Origin of the sequence: Thioalkalivibrio sp. XN8 (genome assembly GCF_011058255.1) — a bacterium.
In the GTDB taxonomy this organism is placed as follows: Bacteria; Pseudomonadota; Gammaproteobacteria; order Steroidobacterales; family XN24; genus XN24.
In genome coordinates this window covers 83,109-97,540 of sequence record NZ_JAALFH010000060.1, presented here as the reverse complement: position 1 = coordinate 97,540, position 14,432 = coordinate 83,109, and the positions used below count along the sequence as shown (strand labels likewise).

Here is a 14,432-nt window from a genome sequence, read left to right as displayed (position 1 = left end):
GCCGGATTAATCGATTCCATGGCAACCCGGAAGGGGTCGGCCAGGCGCCGGAGGAGAACTTGACCGTGTCTGCCAAGCAGGGGCTCTACCGACCCGCTTTCGAGCGCGACAGCTGCGGCTTCGGGCTGATCGCCAGCCTGGCCGGGTGCGACAGCCACTGGCTGGTGGCGACCGCCGTGGCGGCGCTCGGCCGGTTGACCCATCGCGGCGCCGTGGCGGCCGACGGCAAGACCGGCGACGGTTGCGGCATCCTGTTTTCCACCCCGGAACCCTTCCTGCGCGCCGTGGCCGCCGAAGCGGGCATCCAGCCCGGCGCCCACTTCGCCGCCGGCACGGTGTTCCTCGATCCCGCCCCGGCCCGCGCCGCCCACGCCCGCAACGTGGTGCGCGCCTGCGTGGCCGCGGAAGGCCTGCGACTGGACGGCTGGCGGACGGTCCCGGTCGAGCCCGACGCCTGCGGCGCCCAGGCGCTCAAGACCCTGCCGCTGATCCAGCAGGTGTTCGTCACCGCGCCCGAGGAGATGACCGCGGACGTGTTCCGCCGCCGCCTGTTCGTGGCGCGGCGTCGTGCCGAGCAGCAGCTGACCGGAACCGACCCGGTGTTCTACGTCGCCAGCCTGTCCCCGGACACGGTGGCTTACAAGGGCATGGTGATGCCCGAACAGCTGCCGCGCTTCTTCCCGGACCTCGCGGACGAGCGCCTGGCGGCGAAGATCTGCGTCTTCCACCAGCGTTTCTCGACCAACACGCTGCCGCAGTGGCGCCTGGCCCAGCCCTTCCGCTACCTGGCGCACAACGGCGAGATCAACACCATCCAGGGCAACCGCAACTGGGCCCTGGCGCGCGCGCCCAAGTTCCGTTCCAAGGTGCTGCCCGAACTGCAGCAGCTGGCGCCGCTGGTGTCGCTGAGCGGGTCGGACTCCTCCAGCCTCGACAACATGCTGGAGGTGCTGGTCGCGGGCGGCATGGACATGATGCAGGCGATCCGCCTGCTGATCCCGCCGGCCTGGCAGACCGTGGACGACATCGACTCGGACATCCGCGCCTTCTACGAATACTACGGCATGCACCTCGAGCCCTGGGACGGGCCGGCGGGCATCGTCATGAGCGACGGCCGCAACGCTGGCTGCATCCTCGACCGCAACGGGCTGCGGCCGGCGCGCTGGGTGGTGACGGACGACGACCACCTGACCATCGCCTCCGAGGTGGGCGTCTGGGATTACCGTCCGGAGCAGGTGGTAGCCAAGGGCCGCCTCGGTCCCGGCGAGATGATCATCGCCGACACCGCCACCGGGGAGCTCAAGGAATGGCGCGAAATCGACGAGGAACTGGCCTCCCGCGCGCCCTTCAAGGACTGGCTGCGGCGCGGCGTGCGTTACCTCGAGACCAGCCTGGTCGATCCCCAGCTGCTCGCCGAGCCGATGGGCCGGGACGAGCTGAGCCTGTACGAGAAGATGTTCGGCATCACGCGCGAGGAGCGGGAGGAAGTGCTGCGGCCGCTGTGCGAGAGCGAGGCCGAGGCCGTCGGGTCGATGGGCGACGACACGCCCCTGCCGTTCATGTCGCGCCGCGTGCGCTCGCTGTACGACTATTTCCGGCAGCAGTTCGCGCAGGTGACCAACCCGCCGATCGACTCGCTGCGCGAGCGCGTGGTGATGTCGCTCGAGACCCAGATCGGGCGCGAGCACAATCTCTTCGAGCCGCGGCCGGAGTACGCGCGGCGCATCGTCATCAACTCGCCGGTGCTGTCGCAGCGGAAGTTCCGCCAGCTGCTGGCCGAGGAGGACGCGGACTGCGGCCACGTGGTCCTTGACCTGAACCGGCCGGAAGGCGAGCCGCTGCAGGAAGGGCTCGAGGCGCTCTGCGCGGAGGCCGAGGCGGCCGTGCGCGAGGGCAAGCTGATGGTCGTGCTCAGCGACCGCGAGCTGCGTCCCGGCGCGGTGCCGGTTCATGCCCTGCTCGCCACCGGCGCCGTGCACCATCACCTGGTGCGGGTCGGGCTGCGCTGCGACTGCAACCTGCTGGTCGAGACCGCGACCACGCGGGACCCGCATCACTTTGCCTGCCTGGTGGGCTACGGCGCGACGGCTGTCTACCCCTACCTGGCCTACGAGTGCCTGAACGACCTGGCCCGCAGCGGGCGGCTGCGCAGCCGGCGCGAGAGCGGCCGGCAGCTCGGCCGCAGCTATCGCCGCGGCATCCGCAAGGGCCTGTTCAAGATCATGTCCAAGATGGGCATTTCCACCATCGCCAGCTATCGCGGTGCGGCGTTGTTCGAGATCGTCGGCCTGCACGAGGAGGTGGTGGAGCGCTGTTTCCCCAACAGCGTGTCGCGCATCCAGGGCGCGGACTTCACCGACCTGAAATCGGACGCCATGACCCTGGCGCAGCGCGCCTGGAACACCCGCGTGGACGTCGAGCAGGGCGGCCTGCTGCGCTTCGTGCACGGCGGCGAGTACCACGCCTACAACCCCGACGTGATCGCCACCCTCCAGGCGGCGGTGCAAACCGGCGATTACAGCGTGTACCAGGAATACGCGCGCCACGTGAACGACCGGCCGGCCATGGTGATCCGCGACCTGTTGGACGTGAAGCCGCTGGGGCCGCCGGTGCCGCTGGAGGATGTGGAGTCGGAGGAAGCCATCCTGGCGCGCTTCGACTCGGCCGGCATGAGCCTCGGCGCGCTGTCGCCGGAGGCGCACGAGGCGCTGGCGACCGCCATGAACCGGCTTGGCGGCCGCTCCAACTCGGGCGAGGGCGGCGAGGACCCGGCGCGCTACGGCACCGAGAAGGTGTCGAAGATCAAGCAGGTCGCCTCGGGCCGCTTCGGCGTGACGGCGGAGTACCTGGTCAATGCCGAGGTGCTGCAGATCAAGATCGCCCAGGGCGCCAAGCCGGGCGAGGGCGGCCAGCTGCCCGGCCACAAGGTCAACGAGATGATCGCCAGGCTGCGCTACGCGCGGCCGGGCGTCGGCCTGATCTCGCCGCCGCCGCACCACGACATCTATTCCATCGAGGACCTGGCGCAGCTGATCTTCGACCTCAAGCAGGTCAATCCGCAGGCGCTGGTGTCGGTGAAGCTGGTGGCGCAGGCCGGCGTCGGCACGGTGGCGGCCGGGGTGACCAAGGCCTATGCCGACCTGATCACCATCTCCGGCTACGACGGCGGCACCGGGGCCAGCCCGCTGACGTCCACCAAGTACGCCGGCTCGCCGTGGGAGCTGGGGCTGGCCGAGACCCACCAGGTGCTGGTGCAGAACGATCTGCGCCACCGCGTGCGCCTGCAGACCGACGGCGGCCTGAAGACCGGGCTCGACGTGATCAAGGCGGCGGTGCTGGGCGCCGAGAGCTTCGGCTTCGGCACCGCGCCGATGGTCGCGCTGGGCTGCAAGTACCTCCGGATCTGCCATCTCAACAACTGCGCCACCGGGGTCGCCACCCAGCACCCGGTGCTGCGCGAGCGCCACTTCATCGGCCTGCCCGAGATGGTGATGAACTACTTCCGCTTCGTGGCGCGCGAGACCCGCGAGCTGCTGGCGGCGCTCGGCGCGCGCAGCGTGCAGGAGCTGATCGGCCGCTCCGACCTGGCCGAGCCGCGGCCGGGCGAGACGCCGCGGCAGCGGCGCCTGGACCTGAGGCCGCTGGTGGACCCGGGCGGGCTCTCCGCAGCGGAGGCGCGTTACTGCACCGAGGCGCGCAATCCGCCCTTCGACGAAGGCCTGCTCAACGAGCGCATGGTGGCCGAGTGCCGCGGCGCCATCGAGGAGCGGCGCGGCGGCACCTTCTTCTACGAGGTCAAGAACTTCCATCGCTCCATCGGCGCCCGGTTGTCGGGCGAGATCGCGCGGCGCTACGGCAACCTCGGCATGGCCGGCGACCCGGTGGTGATCCGCATGAAGGGCTCGGCCGGCCAGAGTTTCGGCGTGTGGAACGTCGGCGGCCTGCACCTCTACCTGGAGGGCGACGCCAACGACTATGTGGGCAAGGGCATGGCCGGCGGGCGCCTGGTGATCTATCCGCCTACCGACAGCCGCTTCGAGGCCCGCAGCGCCCCGATCATGGGCAACACCTGCCTCTACGGCGCGACCGGCGGGCAGCTGTTCGCCGCCGGCACCGTCGGTGAGCGCTTTGCCGTCCGCAACTCCGGCGCGGTCGCGGTGGTCGAAGGTTGCGGCGACCACGGCTGCGAGTACATGACGGGCGGCGTCGCGGTCGTCCTGGGACGCACGGGCGTGAACTTCGGCGCCGGCTTGACCGGCGGTTTCGCCTACGTGCTCGATCTCGAGCGGGACTTCGTCGACCGCTACAACCACGAGCTGATCGACATCCACCGCATTACGCCGGAGACCATGGAGGCGCACCTGCATCACCTCCGCGAGCTGCTGGAAGCGCATGCGCGCGAGACCGGCAGCGCCTGGGGCCGCGAGATCCTCGACGACTTCCGCTCCTACCTGCCGAAGTTCTGGCTGGTGAAGCCGAAGGCCGCCGACCTCGAGAGCCTGATCGACTCGCTGCGGCGCGCCGCCTGAGGATCCCATGAGCCTGGAAAAGCCGCTCCGCTTTCTCGAGATACCCCGCGTCGACCCGAACAAGACGCCGGCCAAGGAGCGCGTGCGCGATTACCGCGAGATCTACGGCCAGTACGATGCCGAGGGCGCATACCAGCAGGCCGGCCGCTGCCTCGACTGCGGCAACCCGTACTGCGAGTGGAAGTGCCCGGTGCACAACTACATCCCGAACTGGCTGAAGCTGGTCGAGGAAGGCAACCTGTTCGAGGCGGCCGAGCTGTGCCACCAGACGAACTCTTTGCCGGAGGTGTGCGGCCGGGTGTGCCCGCAGGACCGGCTTTGCGAGGGCGCCTGCACGCTGAACGACGGCTTCGGCGCCGTCACCATCGGCAGCATCGAGAAATACATCACCGACGAGGCGGTGCGCCAGGGCTGGCGGCCCGACCTGTCGGGCGTCAAGCCGACCGGGCGCGAGGTCGCCATCATCGGCGCAGGCCCGGCGGGGCTGGCGGCGGCCGACGTGCTGGCCCGCCACGGCGTGCGGCCGGTGGTCTACGACCGCTACCCGCGCATCGGCGGCCTGCTCACCTTCGGCATCCCGCCGTTCAAGCTGGAGAAGGAAGTCATCGAGACCCGTCGCATGCTGCTCGAAGGCATGGGCGTGGAGTTCGTACTGGAGTGCGAGGTCGGGCGTGACGTGACCCTCGACCAGCTGCTGGCCGACTACGACGCCGTGTTCGTCGGTACTGGCGCCTACCGCTACGTGAAGGGCGGCCTGCCCGGCGAGGACCTGCCCGGCGTGCACGAGGCGCTGCCCTATCTCGTCGCCAACGTGCGCCGCGAGCTCGGGCTGCTCGGCGCGGACGAGCCGTTCCTGTCGATGGCCGGCAAGCGCGTGGTGGTGCTCGGCGGCGGCGACACGGGCATGGACTGCAACCGCACCGCGATCCGCCAGGGCGCGGTCAGCGTCACCTGCGCCTACCGGCGCGACGAGGAGAACATGCCCGGCTCGCGCCGCGAGGTGACAAACAGCCGCGAAGAGGGCGTCGAGTTCCTGTTCAATCGCCAGCCGATCGAGGTCGTGGGGACCAGCGCGGTCGAGGGTGTGAAAGTCGTGCGCACCCGGCTGGGAGAGAAGGGCCCCGGCGGCCGGCGGCGGCCGGAGCCGGTCCCGGGCACCGAGGAAGTGCTGCCGGCGGATGCCGTCATCATCGCCTTCGGTTTCCGCCCGGACCCGCCCGACTGGCTCACCGGGGCCGGCGTGACGACGCATCCGGACGGCAGGTTGCAGGTGGACACCGGCGGCCGGTACCCCTACCAGACCACCCATCCCCAGGTCTTTGCCGGCGGCGACAATGTCCGCGGTTCCGACCTGGTGGTCACTGCCGTGTGGGAGGGCCGCGAGGCGGCCAAGGGCATCGTCGCCTATCTCGGCGTCTGAGCAGCGCTCGTCGCGACCGGGAACTCCAGCGTGAAGCGCTCGGCCTTCAGCGCCAGGCGGACCCGCGCATCGGCCAGCGCGGGGAACAGCCCGGGATCGCTGGCCAGGCGCTCCACGCGGGCCAGCCGCACCCCGCCATGGGCCCCCGGTGCGAGCTCGAAGCGCCGGCCGGCATGGAACTGCACCAGCCGGCGCAGCGACGCGGGCAGCAGCCCGGCGCGCGCCGGCAGCCGCGGGCCGCGGGCGCCCAGTTCCAGCTCCGCCACCATCCTGCCCTCCGCCGCCACGCGCAGCCGCTCCCCGCGCCCGGCCTGTTCGCGGGCGAAATCCGCGCGGTCCTTGGGGATGCCCCAGTTGCGCCGGCCGTTGGCAACGCTCTCCCAGGTGCTGACGTAGATCCGGGTGACCGACCAGGCGTGCGCGCCGTCGGGCAGCGTGAACCGGCCCGGGATGTACAGCAGCTCGCGATAAGGCCCGGCGGGCGACTCGGCGTAGTCGACGAACATCACGATGGCGGGCCCGCCGAGCGGGCAGTCGCGCAGTTCCGGCGGCAGGTGCCGGGGGTCGCGCCGGGCTGCTTCCGGCAGCTCCAGCAGCAGGATCCAGCCGTCCCCGGTGAGACGCCAGGGCGCGGGCGCCGCCGGTACTTCGGGCAGCTCGCTGTCGGGCGTGAGCAGGCGCCACTCACTCATGTCACGCGCCCCACCCGCAAGTGCAGCGGCCAGCGCACCGGCCGGGATTGGTCGGGATCGCCCCAGGCCGCCGCCAGCCGCGCGCGCAGCGCCGCCAGCGGGTCCGAGCCGGACTCGCGCCGGCAGCGGTTCACGGCCGACCAGGTGCTGAAATAGCCCAGCAGGCGGTCGAGAGGCCAGCGGGCGCGGATCTCGAAGCGGGGCGCGTCGATGGACGCCAGCGGAAACTCCAGCCGGCGGTAGCCTTCTTCCACGTGCACCCGCTCCGGCGGCCACCACGGCCCCATCTCCTCGTAGAAGCCGCGCACGATGGGATCGATGGCCGGGTCCCCGTCAGCCAGGCTGTAGGTCCACGCGGCGAACACCGCGCCCGGCCGGGCGACGCGGCCCAGTTCGGCGAAGAAGCGGTCGAGATCGAGCCAGTGCATGGCCTGGGCCACGGTCACCAGGTCCACGCTCCGGTCGGCGAGACCGCTCTGCTCGGCGGTCGCCACCGCGTAGCTGACCCGCGGGTGAGTGACGGCGTGGCTGACCTGCGCTGCGCTGGCGTCGGTCGCGACGACGCGCTCGAAGTGCTCGGCCAGCGCCACCGCCGCCTGGCCGGTGCCGGTGGCGCAGTCCCAGGCCAGTGCGCGTCCCGGCGCGGCCCCGGCGAGGAAATCGAATAGTTCCGGCGGGTAGCCCGGCCGATGCCGATGGTACTCGTGCGCGGCGACGGAAAAGTGGTCCTTGAAGGCGGCGGTGCGCATCGCGCGCAGGTCGACGACAGGCCGGGCGCCCGCCTCAGGCGGGGGCCGGGGCGCGCTTCGCGAGCACGAGAGCCATTACCAGGAGCACCGCTTCCAGCACCATCACGGCGGGCACCAGGCCCGTCGGCATGCCGTCCGAGAGCAAGGCGACCAGCCGCCCGCCGAGATAGCCCACGTTGAGCAGGAACACCAGCCACAGGCCGTTGCGGAACCAGTCGGGGTTGCCGGCGGCCCAGAGCAGGAACAGGCCGACCGCGATGTTGAGCCCGCCGTGGCTGCCGTGCAGGTCGGACATGGTGTTGACGATCGAGAGATCCGTGCCGAGGTAGGCGAGGCTGGTCTCCGGGGAGAGCAGTACCCAGAGCCCGTAACCGAGATACAGCAGGCCGCAAAGGTAAAGGAAAGCGCGGTTCATGACGGACGCTCCGGGTACTGTCTGGAGCTTTCACTATAGCCCGCCCGCTGCGCCGACGCATCCGGCAGGTCGAGGTAGAACTCCACCCCCGCGTCCTCCCCGAGGTTCGCGGCCCCGGCGCGCCCGCCATGGCGCTCGGCCACCAGGCGCACGATGTAGAGTCCGAGGCCGAGGTGTGGCTTGCCCGTCTCGCCGCGTAGCGACACCAGGGAGTCGAACAGCCGCGCCGGCGCGCCGCTCGGGAGCCGGCTGCCCGCGTTCGCCACCGCCAGGCGCCAGTCGTCGCGGCGGCGGGCCAGCTCCAGCCGGATCTCCGTGCCGGCCGGAGCGAAGTCGACCGCGTTGTCGACCAGCTTGTCCAGCGCCTGGGCGATCAGCTCGGGCGCGCCGTGGATCCGGCATGGCCCGGCGGGGCGGGCCAGGGCAAAGCCGTGCTCCGGGTGCAGCGCGCGGTAGGCGTCGGTCATGTCGTCGAGCTGTGCGCCGAGGTCGAAGTCCTCGAGTTCTGCTGCGCCGATCGCGCGCTCCATCTGGCGCGCCGCGGCGAGGGCGTTCACCAGGTGGCTCATCCGGTCTACGCCCTCGCGTGCCCGGCCCAGCCAGGGTCCCGGGCTGCTGGCCTCGGCCTCGAGGTTGTCGAGTGAGCTGCGCACCACCGCCAGCGGCGTCCGCAACTCGTGCGCCAGCCGGCCGCCGAGCTCCTGCAGGTAGAGATTGTGCTCGCGCACCCGGCCGAGCAGGCCGGCCAGCTGGCGTGCCAGGTCGCCGAGCTCGTCACCGGCGGCAGCCCCGGGCAGGGAGCCGAGCACCTCGCCCCGCTGGCCGACCGCGCTGCCCGCCGCATCCCGCAGGCGGGTGATGCGCCAGGACAGCCAGCCCGCGAAGCCCAGCAGCGCCAGCGCCGCGCCGGTGCTGGCCAGCAGGCTGAGGCCCAGCAGCCGGCGCGTCGGGGCACGGGTGAGGGCAAGAATCTCGGCGGTATCGCGCTCCATCACGACGATTGCGGCGGGCGGGATCCCGTCGCCGACCGGCGCCGCGGCGGCCAGGAGGTTCGTGGCGCCGTCGGCATAGCGCCTCGTGGTCGCGGTGCCGAGCGCGGCGAGCTCGACATGCCGGCCGCTGAGCTGGCCGGGGCGCGCTGCCGGCGCCGGGTCGGCCTCGGTGCGCCTGCCCAGGGCAAAGCGGAAGACAGGGTCCAGCCAGCCGTCCGGGGCCTCGGCCGCAGCGGATGTGGCCGGCTCGCTTCGCGCCAGCAGGAAGCCGGCCGTGTCGATGAGGTAGGCGCGGAACCCGGGCGGCGCGAGGCGATCGAGTGCGGCCTGGGCGCCGGCATCCGGTGCCGCCAGCCGGCCCGGGCGTTCCATCCAGGTGGTCCCGCGCAGCGTCCCGTCCGGGTCGCGGACCTGCAGGCCGAGCCGGCCCTCGAGCAGCGACGAGGGTACGCGCGCCTCGATCTGCCAGCCGGTGCTGGTGGCCTGCCAGTAGCCGCGGCTGCGCGCGTCCAGAGCAGGTCCATCTCGTCCCAGCACGGGGCCGGGCGCGTCCAGCGGGAACACGAGGGGCGTGTCGCGTCCCGTGAGTCGCAGGGCGGACGGCGGTTGCCCGCCGGCGACGGCAACGAACACGTACGTCGCGACGCCCCGCCGCCCGACCAGGAATTCGAGCCCGCCCGTCCGTTCCAGGTGCCTCGCGGCCAGGCCCCAGTCCTCGACGAAGCCGTCCAGCGTCGGGGCGGCGCCGAGCGGATGGGCGTACAGGTCGAGGTCGCCACTGCGACCCGCGACCGCCTGGAGCCCCGCCGCATCGGGAGCCACGGCGGGCGCCAGCGCGGCCGCCAGCAGCCGTGCGCTCGCGGCCACCGAGTCCGCCTCCGCGGCGCGCAGGGCCGATTCCACTTCGCGGGCGTACTGGCAGCCCGCCCAGGGCAGCAGGAGGGTCACGGCGCTGACCAGCAGCAGCTGGCCGGCGAGCCTCATGAGGGGGCGCCGTCCCGCCAGCGGTAGCCGAGGCCGTAGACCGTCTGGATGGCGTCGAAGGCCGGGTCCAGCGCTTCGAACTTGCGGCGGATGCGCTTTACGTGGGAGGTGATGGTGGCGTCATCCAGCACGACCCGCGCCGCTTCCATCAGCTGCTGCCGGTTCTTCACGTGCCCGGGATGGCGCGCCAGCGCATGCACGATCCAGAATTCCGTCAGGGTAAGGCCCGGGTCGGCGCCGTTCCAGCGGGCCTCGAGCCGCTCAGTGTCGAGCGCGAGCTTGCCGCGCTGCAGGGCGTTCTGCGGACCCGCCGGATCACCGAGCACCTCGAGCCGCCGGAACAGTGCGGCGATGCGCGCCAGCAGGTGCGGCAGGCTGATGTCCTTGGTGAGGTAGTCGTCGGCGCCGAGGCGCAGCCCGGAGACGGCGTCGAAATCGCTGTCGCGGGCGGTGAGGAAGATCAGCGGCAGCCGCGGCGCGCGGGCGCGCAGCTCCCGGCACAGCTCGAAGCCCCCCTCGGGCTCCGCGCCGAGACTCACGTCGATCAGCACCAGGTCGGGCAGCCGCGCGGCGAAGGCTTCGAGCGCCTCGCGGCGCCCCGGGTAGGTGCTGACCCGGTACCCATGGCGGCGAAAGGCATCCGCATAATTGTCGCGGATGGCGGCTTCGTCCTCGACGATGGCGATGTGCCGGCTCACCGGATCAGTTGCCCCGGCGCCGCTTCAGGCCGCATCGCGGCGCCACTGGGTCAGGCCCAGCGTATTCCCCTCGCTGTCCCGGAAGAACGCGAGCCGGAACTCGTGATCGCCCTCGCGATGCGCCACGAACGGGTCCCGCAGCACCTCGACGCCGAGCGCCTTGAGCGCGCCAAAGTCGGCCTCGATGTCGCTGGTGTCGAAATACAGGATCGAGCCCGGGTGATCGAATTCCGGGGCCGTGGGCACCGCCAGCATGATGCGCACGGAGCCGGCGAGGATGAAGGCCATGCCTTCGTGCTCCGACAGCAGTTCCAGGCCGAGCAGGTCGCGATAGAAGGCGACGGCGCGTTCCAGGTCGAGGGCGCGCATCGACACCTGCGAGATACCGGAGAGGGTGAGCCGGGGGTGGGAAGCGGAGGCTGGCATGGGGCGCTCCCGGTCGCATACCGTGAATCTCGATATTACCCCGGTCGCCGGCTGCTGTGCCGGGTCGGCGTCACAACTCCAGCAGCGCGCGCAGCGCGGCCTCGACCTGCGCCTCGCCCACCAGCACGGTGTCCGCCGCCGGTCCGAGCGGGATGTAGCTGTCCTCGCCTGCGACCCGTGCCTTGGGCAGGCCGGGCCGGGCGCGCTCGTCCAGCAGGGTGAACAGTTCCTCGGCGATCCCGCCGCTGCGCCGGCCCTCGTCCACCACCAGCACCGCCCCGGCGCGGTCCGCTTCGGCCACGATGGCGGCGGCGTTGAGGGGCTTGAGCCAGCGCAGGTCGAGCACACGGATCTTCATCTCTGCTTCGGGTCCCAGCCGGCGCGCGGCGCGCAGCGCCATGCGCACGCCGTTGCCGAAGGTGATCACCAGCGCGGCCGGGCCTTCCGGGCCATAGGCCCGCGGCGCGCCGAAGGGCACGAACTCGCCCGGCGGCGGATAGGGGAACAGCCAGGCCCCGTCCTTCTCCGTGTACAGGTCCTTGGTCATGTAGAGCGCGATCGGCTCGAGGAACAGCACCACGCGGCCGTCCACCTTCGCCAGCGCCGCGGCGGTGCGCAGCATGCCGGCGGCGTCGTCGCCGCGGGACGGGCACGCCACCACCAGCCCGGGAATGTCGCGCAGGGCGGTGAAGGAATTGTCGTTGTGGAAGTGCCCGCCGAAGCCCTTCTGGTAGGCCAGCCCGGCAACGCGGACCACCATGGGATTGGCCCACTGGCCGCTGGAGAAGAACTGCAGCGAGCAGGCTTCGCCGCGGACCTGGTCGCAGGCGTTGTGCAAGTAGGCCAGGTACTGGATCTCCGGGAACGGCAGCAGGCCCATGTAAGCGGCGCCCTGTGCCATGCCGAGGATGGTGGTCTCGTCGAGCAGGGTGTTGAACACCCGGTTGCCGCGGAAGGTCGCGGCCAGGCCGGCGGTGACGGTATAGACGCCGCCCTTGCGCGCCACGTCCTCGCCGAACAGCGTCATTTCGGGATACGTTGCCATCAGGTCGTGCAGGGCGCGATTGATCTGCAGCGAGAGATGGCGCGGGCTGCCCGCTTCGGGGAGCCTCGCTTCCCCGCCGAACACCGCTGCGCGATCAGCGGGATCCGGCCGGCGCGCGGCCTCGGCATGGACCTCGTCGGCGCGCAGCGGCGCCAGCGTGGCGACGACCTCGGCGGCCGACTCCAGCCGCGGCCGCCGGGCTGCCCGCCGGGCCGCGTCCGCCACGCGGGCGCGGGTTTCCTCGTACAGCGCCAGCACCTCGGCGGGCGCCAGGCAGCCGCTCTCCACCGCCAGCAATGCGGCGGGCAGCAGCGGGTCGCGGGCCTCGTTGGCCTCGATCGCGGCCAGTTCCAGGTAGTCGCCTTCCCAGTCGGTGCCGGCATGGCCGAGCAGGCGCGGCATCCTGAGATGGAGGAAGGTCGGCCGGCGGCGCCGGCGGCAGTGGTCGACGGCGCGTGCGGCGATCTCGAAGCTCTCGCCGGGGGACGTGCCGTCGGCGGCGAAGTAGTCGAGGCCTTCGCGCCGCGCGAAGCTGGCCTCGATCCAGCCGGCCGGCGTGCGCACGGAAATGCCGATGCCGTTGTCCTCGCAGACGAACAGCAACGGCACGGGCAGCCGCTGGTAGGCGGCCCATTGCGCCGCGTTGAAGCCGGCCAGCGCGGTGGCGTGGTTCGCCGAGGCGTCGCCGAAGCTGCACACGACAATGCTGTCGGCCGGCAGCGGCAGCGGCCGCTGCAGGCGCTTGGCCTGCTCGAGTCCGATGGCCGTGCCGAGGGCCTTGGGCAGGTGGCTGGCGATGGTGGAGGTCTGCGGCAGCACCCAGAGCCGGCGGTCGCTGCCCCAGACCTTGTGGCGGCCGCCGGAGACCGGGTCCTCGCTGCTGGCCGCGAGCGCCAGGCAGGTCTCGTAGACCGGGTCCCGCTCCGGGTCCTTCGCCAGGCGCGCCATCATGAAGCCGCCGGAGCGATAGTGCAGGAACGCCGGGTCGGTCTCGCGCGAGAGGAAGCCGAGCACGGCGTTGGCCTCGTGCCCGGCGCTGCCGATGGTGTAGAAGCCCTCGTTGCGGGCCCGCATCTCGCGCGCCTGCAGGTCGAGGTGCCGCGACTGCAGCTGGCAGCGAAAGATCTCGAGGAACTCGCCGGCCGTCAGCCGGCTGCCGGGGACGATGGTCTCGTGCGGTTCCGGCGGCGCGCATCCGGCCGCCGCCAGCCCGCTGACGTAGCGGGTGAAGTTCGCGTCGATGACCGCCGCGCGGTTGATGCCGCGGGCGGCCTTTTTCGCCAGCGCGGCTTCAGAAGGCGTTGACACCCGTCAGCTCCCGCCCGACCACGAGCTCGTGGATGGTCTCGGTCCCCTCGTAGGTGATCACGCTCTCGAGGTTCAGCATGTGCCGGATCGGGCAGTACTCGGCGCTGATGCCGGCGCCGCCGAGGATATCGCGCGCGTCCCGCGCGACGTCCAGCGCCATGCGCACATTGTTCCACTTGGCGAGCGATACCTGGGCGGGCTTCATGGCGCCGGCATCCTTGAGCCGGCCGAGCTGCAGCGACAGCAGCTGGGCAGTCGTGATGCGCCGGGCCATGTCGGCCAGCCGGCGCTGCACCGTCTGGGTGTGGGAGACCGGCCGGTTGAACAGCTCGCGGTCGTTGGCGTAGTCGACCGACTCCCGCAGGCAGGCCTGGGCGGCGCCGATCGCGCCCCAGGTGATGCCGTAGCGCGCCTGGGTGAGGCAGTTCAGCGGGCCCTTCAGGCCGAGCACGCCGGGCAGCATGTTGTCCTGCGGCACGCGCACGTTGTCGAAGAACAGCGAGGAGGTGACCGAGGCACGCAGGGAGAACTTGCGGTGGATTTCCGGCGCCTCGAAACCCGGCGTGCCCTTCTCGACCAGGAAGCCGCGCAGGCCCTCGTCGGTCGTGGCCCACACCACCGCGACGTCCGCGATGCTGCCGTTGGTGATCCACATCTTGGCGCCGTTGATCACCCAGTCGTCGCCGTCGCGCTTCGCATGCGTCTTCATGTTCCCCGGATCGGAGCCGCCGTGGGGCTCGGTCAGCCCGAAGCAACCGATGGCCTCGCCGGCGGCGAGCGCGGGCAGCCAGCGCTGCTTCTGCTCTTCGCTGCCGTAGGCGTGGATCGGCCACATGACCAGGCTCGACTGCACCGAGACGAAGCTGCGGATGCCCGAGTCGCCGCGCTCCAGCTCCTGGCAGATGAGGCCGTAGGAAACGCCGTTGAGGGCGGCGCAGCCGTAGCCTTCCAGGGAGGAGCCGAGCAGGCCGAGTGCAGCAATTTCCGGCACCAGCTCGGCCGGGAAGCGGTGTTCCTCGAAGCACTCCCGGATCACCGGCAGCACTTTCTCGTCGGTGAAGCGGGCGACGGTGTCCTGCACCATCTGCTCGTCCTCGCTGAGCTGGCCGCGGACATCGTAGAAGTCGAGGGGGTTGACGGAACTCACGCTGGAACTCTCCGGGATTCGTGGTGC

10 protein-coding genes are annotated in these 14,432 nt (G+C 71.5%); 2 read left to right on the top strand and 8 right to left on the bottom strand.

Features of this window, described 5'->3' with window-relative positions:
• The first annotated feature begins 65 nt into the window (after positions 1 to 65).
• Positions 66 to 4,529 (top strand): glutamate synthase large subunit, encoded by a 4,464-nt coding sequence (gltB, locus tag G6N75_RS08025; RefSeq protein ID WP_165347829.1) that lies wholly within the window; start codon positions 66 to 68, stop codon positions 4,527 to 4,529.
• Between the two features lie 7 nt (positions 4,530 to 4,536).
• Positions 4,537 to 5,949 (top strand): FAD-dependent oxidoreductase, encoded by a 1,413-nt coding sequence (locus G6N75_RS08020; RefSeq protein ID WP_165347828.1) that lies wholly within the window; start codon positions 4,537 to 4,539, stop codon positions 5,947 to 5,949.
• Here the strand turns inward: G6N75_RS08020 and G6N75_RS08015 are convergent.
• The 8 genes from G6N75_RS08015 to G6N75_RS07980 form a co-directional block, all read right to left on the bottom strand.
• On the bottom strand, positions 5,934 to 6,641 hold the full coding sequence (locus G6N75_RS08015) for an acetoacetate decarboxylase family protein (RefSeq protein ID WP_165347827.1): 708 nt from the start codon (positions 6,639 to 6,641) through the stop codon (positions 5,934 to 5,936). The genes G6N75_RS08020 and G6N75_RS08015 overlap by 16 nt on opposite strands.
• Positions 6,638 to 7,390, bottom strand: coding sequence for a class I SAM-dependent methyltransferase (locus G6N75_RS08010; protein WP_165347826.1), 753 nt, complete (start codon positions 7,388 to 7,390; stop codon positions 6,638 to 6,640). The genes G6N75_RS08015 and G6N75_RS08010 overlap by 4 nt, the downstream gene beginning before the upstream one ends.
• 34 nt (positions 7,391 to 7,424) lie before the next feature.
• Positions 7,425 to 7,805 (bottom strand): DUF4345 family protein, encoded by a 381-nt coding sequence (locus G6N75_RS08005; RefSeq protein ID WP_165347825.1) that lies wholly within the window; start codon positions 7,803 to 7,805, stop codon positions 7,425 to 7,427.
• A complete protein-coding gene (locus G6N75_RS08000) occupies positions 7,802 to 9,781 on the bottom strand; it encodes an ATP-binding protein (RefSeq protein WP_165347824.1) in 1,980 nt (659 codons plus the stop codon). Before G6N75_RS08000 ends, G6N75_RS08005 begins: the two co-directional genes overlap by 4 nt.
• The gene (gene pdsR / locus G6N75_RS07995; RefSeq protein WP_165347823.1) at positions 9,778 to 10,479 is read right to left on the bottom strand and encodes a proteobacterial dedicated sortase system response regulator; all 702 of its coding nucleotides are present in this window, start codon (positions 10,477 to 10,479) and stop codon (positions 9,778 to 9,780) included. The genes G6N75_RS08000 and pdsR overlap by 4 nt, the downstream gene beginning before the upstream one ends.
• A 24-nt stretch (positions 10,480 to 10,503) precedes the next feature.
• On the bottom strand, positions 10,504 to 10,905 hold the full coding sequence (locus G6N75_RS07990; RefSeq protein WP_165347822.1) for a VOC family protein: 402 nt from the start codon (positions 10,903 to 10,905) through the stop codon (positions 10,504 to 10,506).
• Positions 10,906 to 10,975: 70 nt separating this feature from the next.
• Positions 10,976 to 13,258: a thiamine pyrophosphate-dependent enzyme gene (locus G6N75_RS07985; protein ID WP_346765507.1), complete on the bottom strand. Its 2,283-nt coding sequence runs from the start codon at positions 13,256 to 13,258 to the stop codon at positions 10,976 to 10,978.
• Complete coding sequence (locus G6N75_RS07980; RefSeq protein ID WP_346765506.1) at positions 13,242 to 14,405, bottom strand: acyl-CoA dehydrogenase family protein; 1,164 nt, start codon at positions 14,403 to 14,405, stop codon at positions 13,242 to 13,244. The genes G6N75_RS07985 and G6N75_RS07980 overlap by 17 nt, the downstream gene beginning before the upstream one ends.
• Between the last annotated feature and the right edge of the window lie 27 nt (positions 14,406 to 14,432).

Bases quoted from the DNA above. Each gene is read 5' to 3' on its own strand.
- G6N75_RS07990 (WP_165347822.1), bottom strand. From the start codon at position 10,905: ATGCCAGCCTCCGCTTCCCACCCCCGGCTCACCCTCTCCGGTATCTCG.
- G6N75_RS08015 (WP_165347827.1), bottom strand. From the start codon at position 6,641: ATGAGTGAGTGGCGCCTGCTCACGCCCGACAGCGAGCTGCCCGAAGTA.
- G6N75_RS08020 (WP_165347828.1), top strand. From the start codon at position 4,537: ATGAGCCTGGAAAAGCCGCTCCGCTTTCTCGAGATACCCCGCGTCGAC.
- G6N75_RS08000 (WP_165347824.1), bottom strand. From the start codon at position 9,781: ATGAGGCTCGCCGGCCAGCTGCTGCTGGTCAGCGCCGTGACCCTCCTG.
- G6N75_RS08010 (WP_165347826.1), bottom strand. From the start codon at position 7,390: ATGCGCACCGCCGCCTTCAAGGACCACTTTTCCGTCGCCGCGCACGAG.
- G6N75_RS08005 (WP_165347825.1), bottom strand. From the start codon at position 7,805: ATGAACCGCGCTTTCCTTTACCTTTGCGGCCTGCTGTATCTCGGTTAC.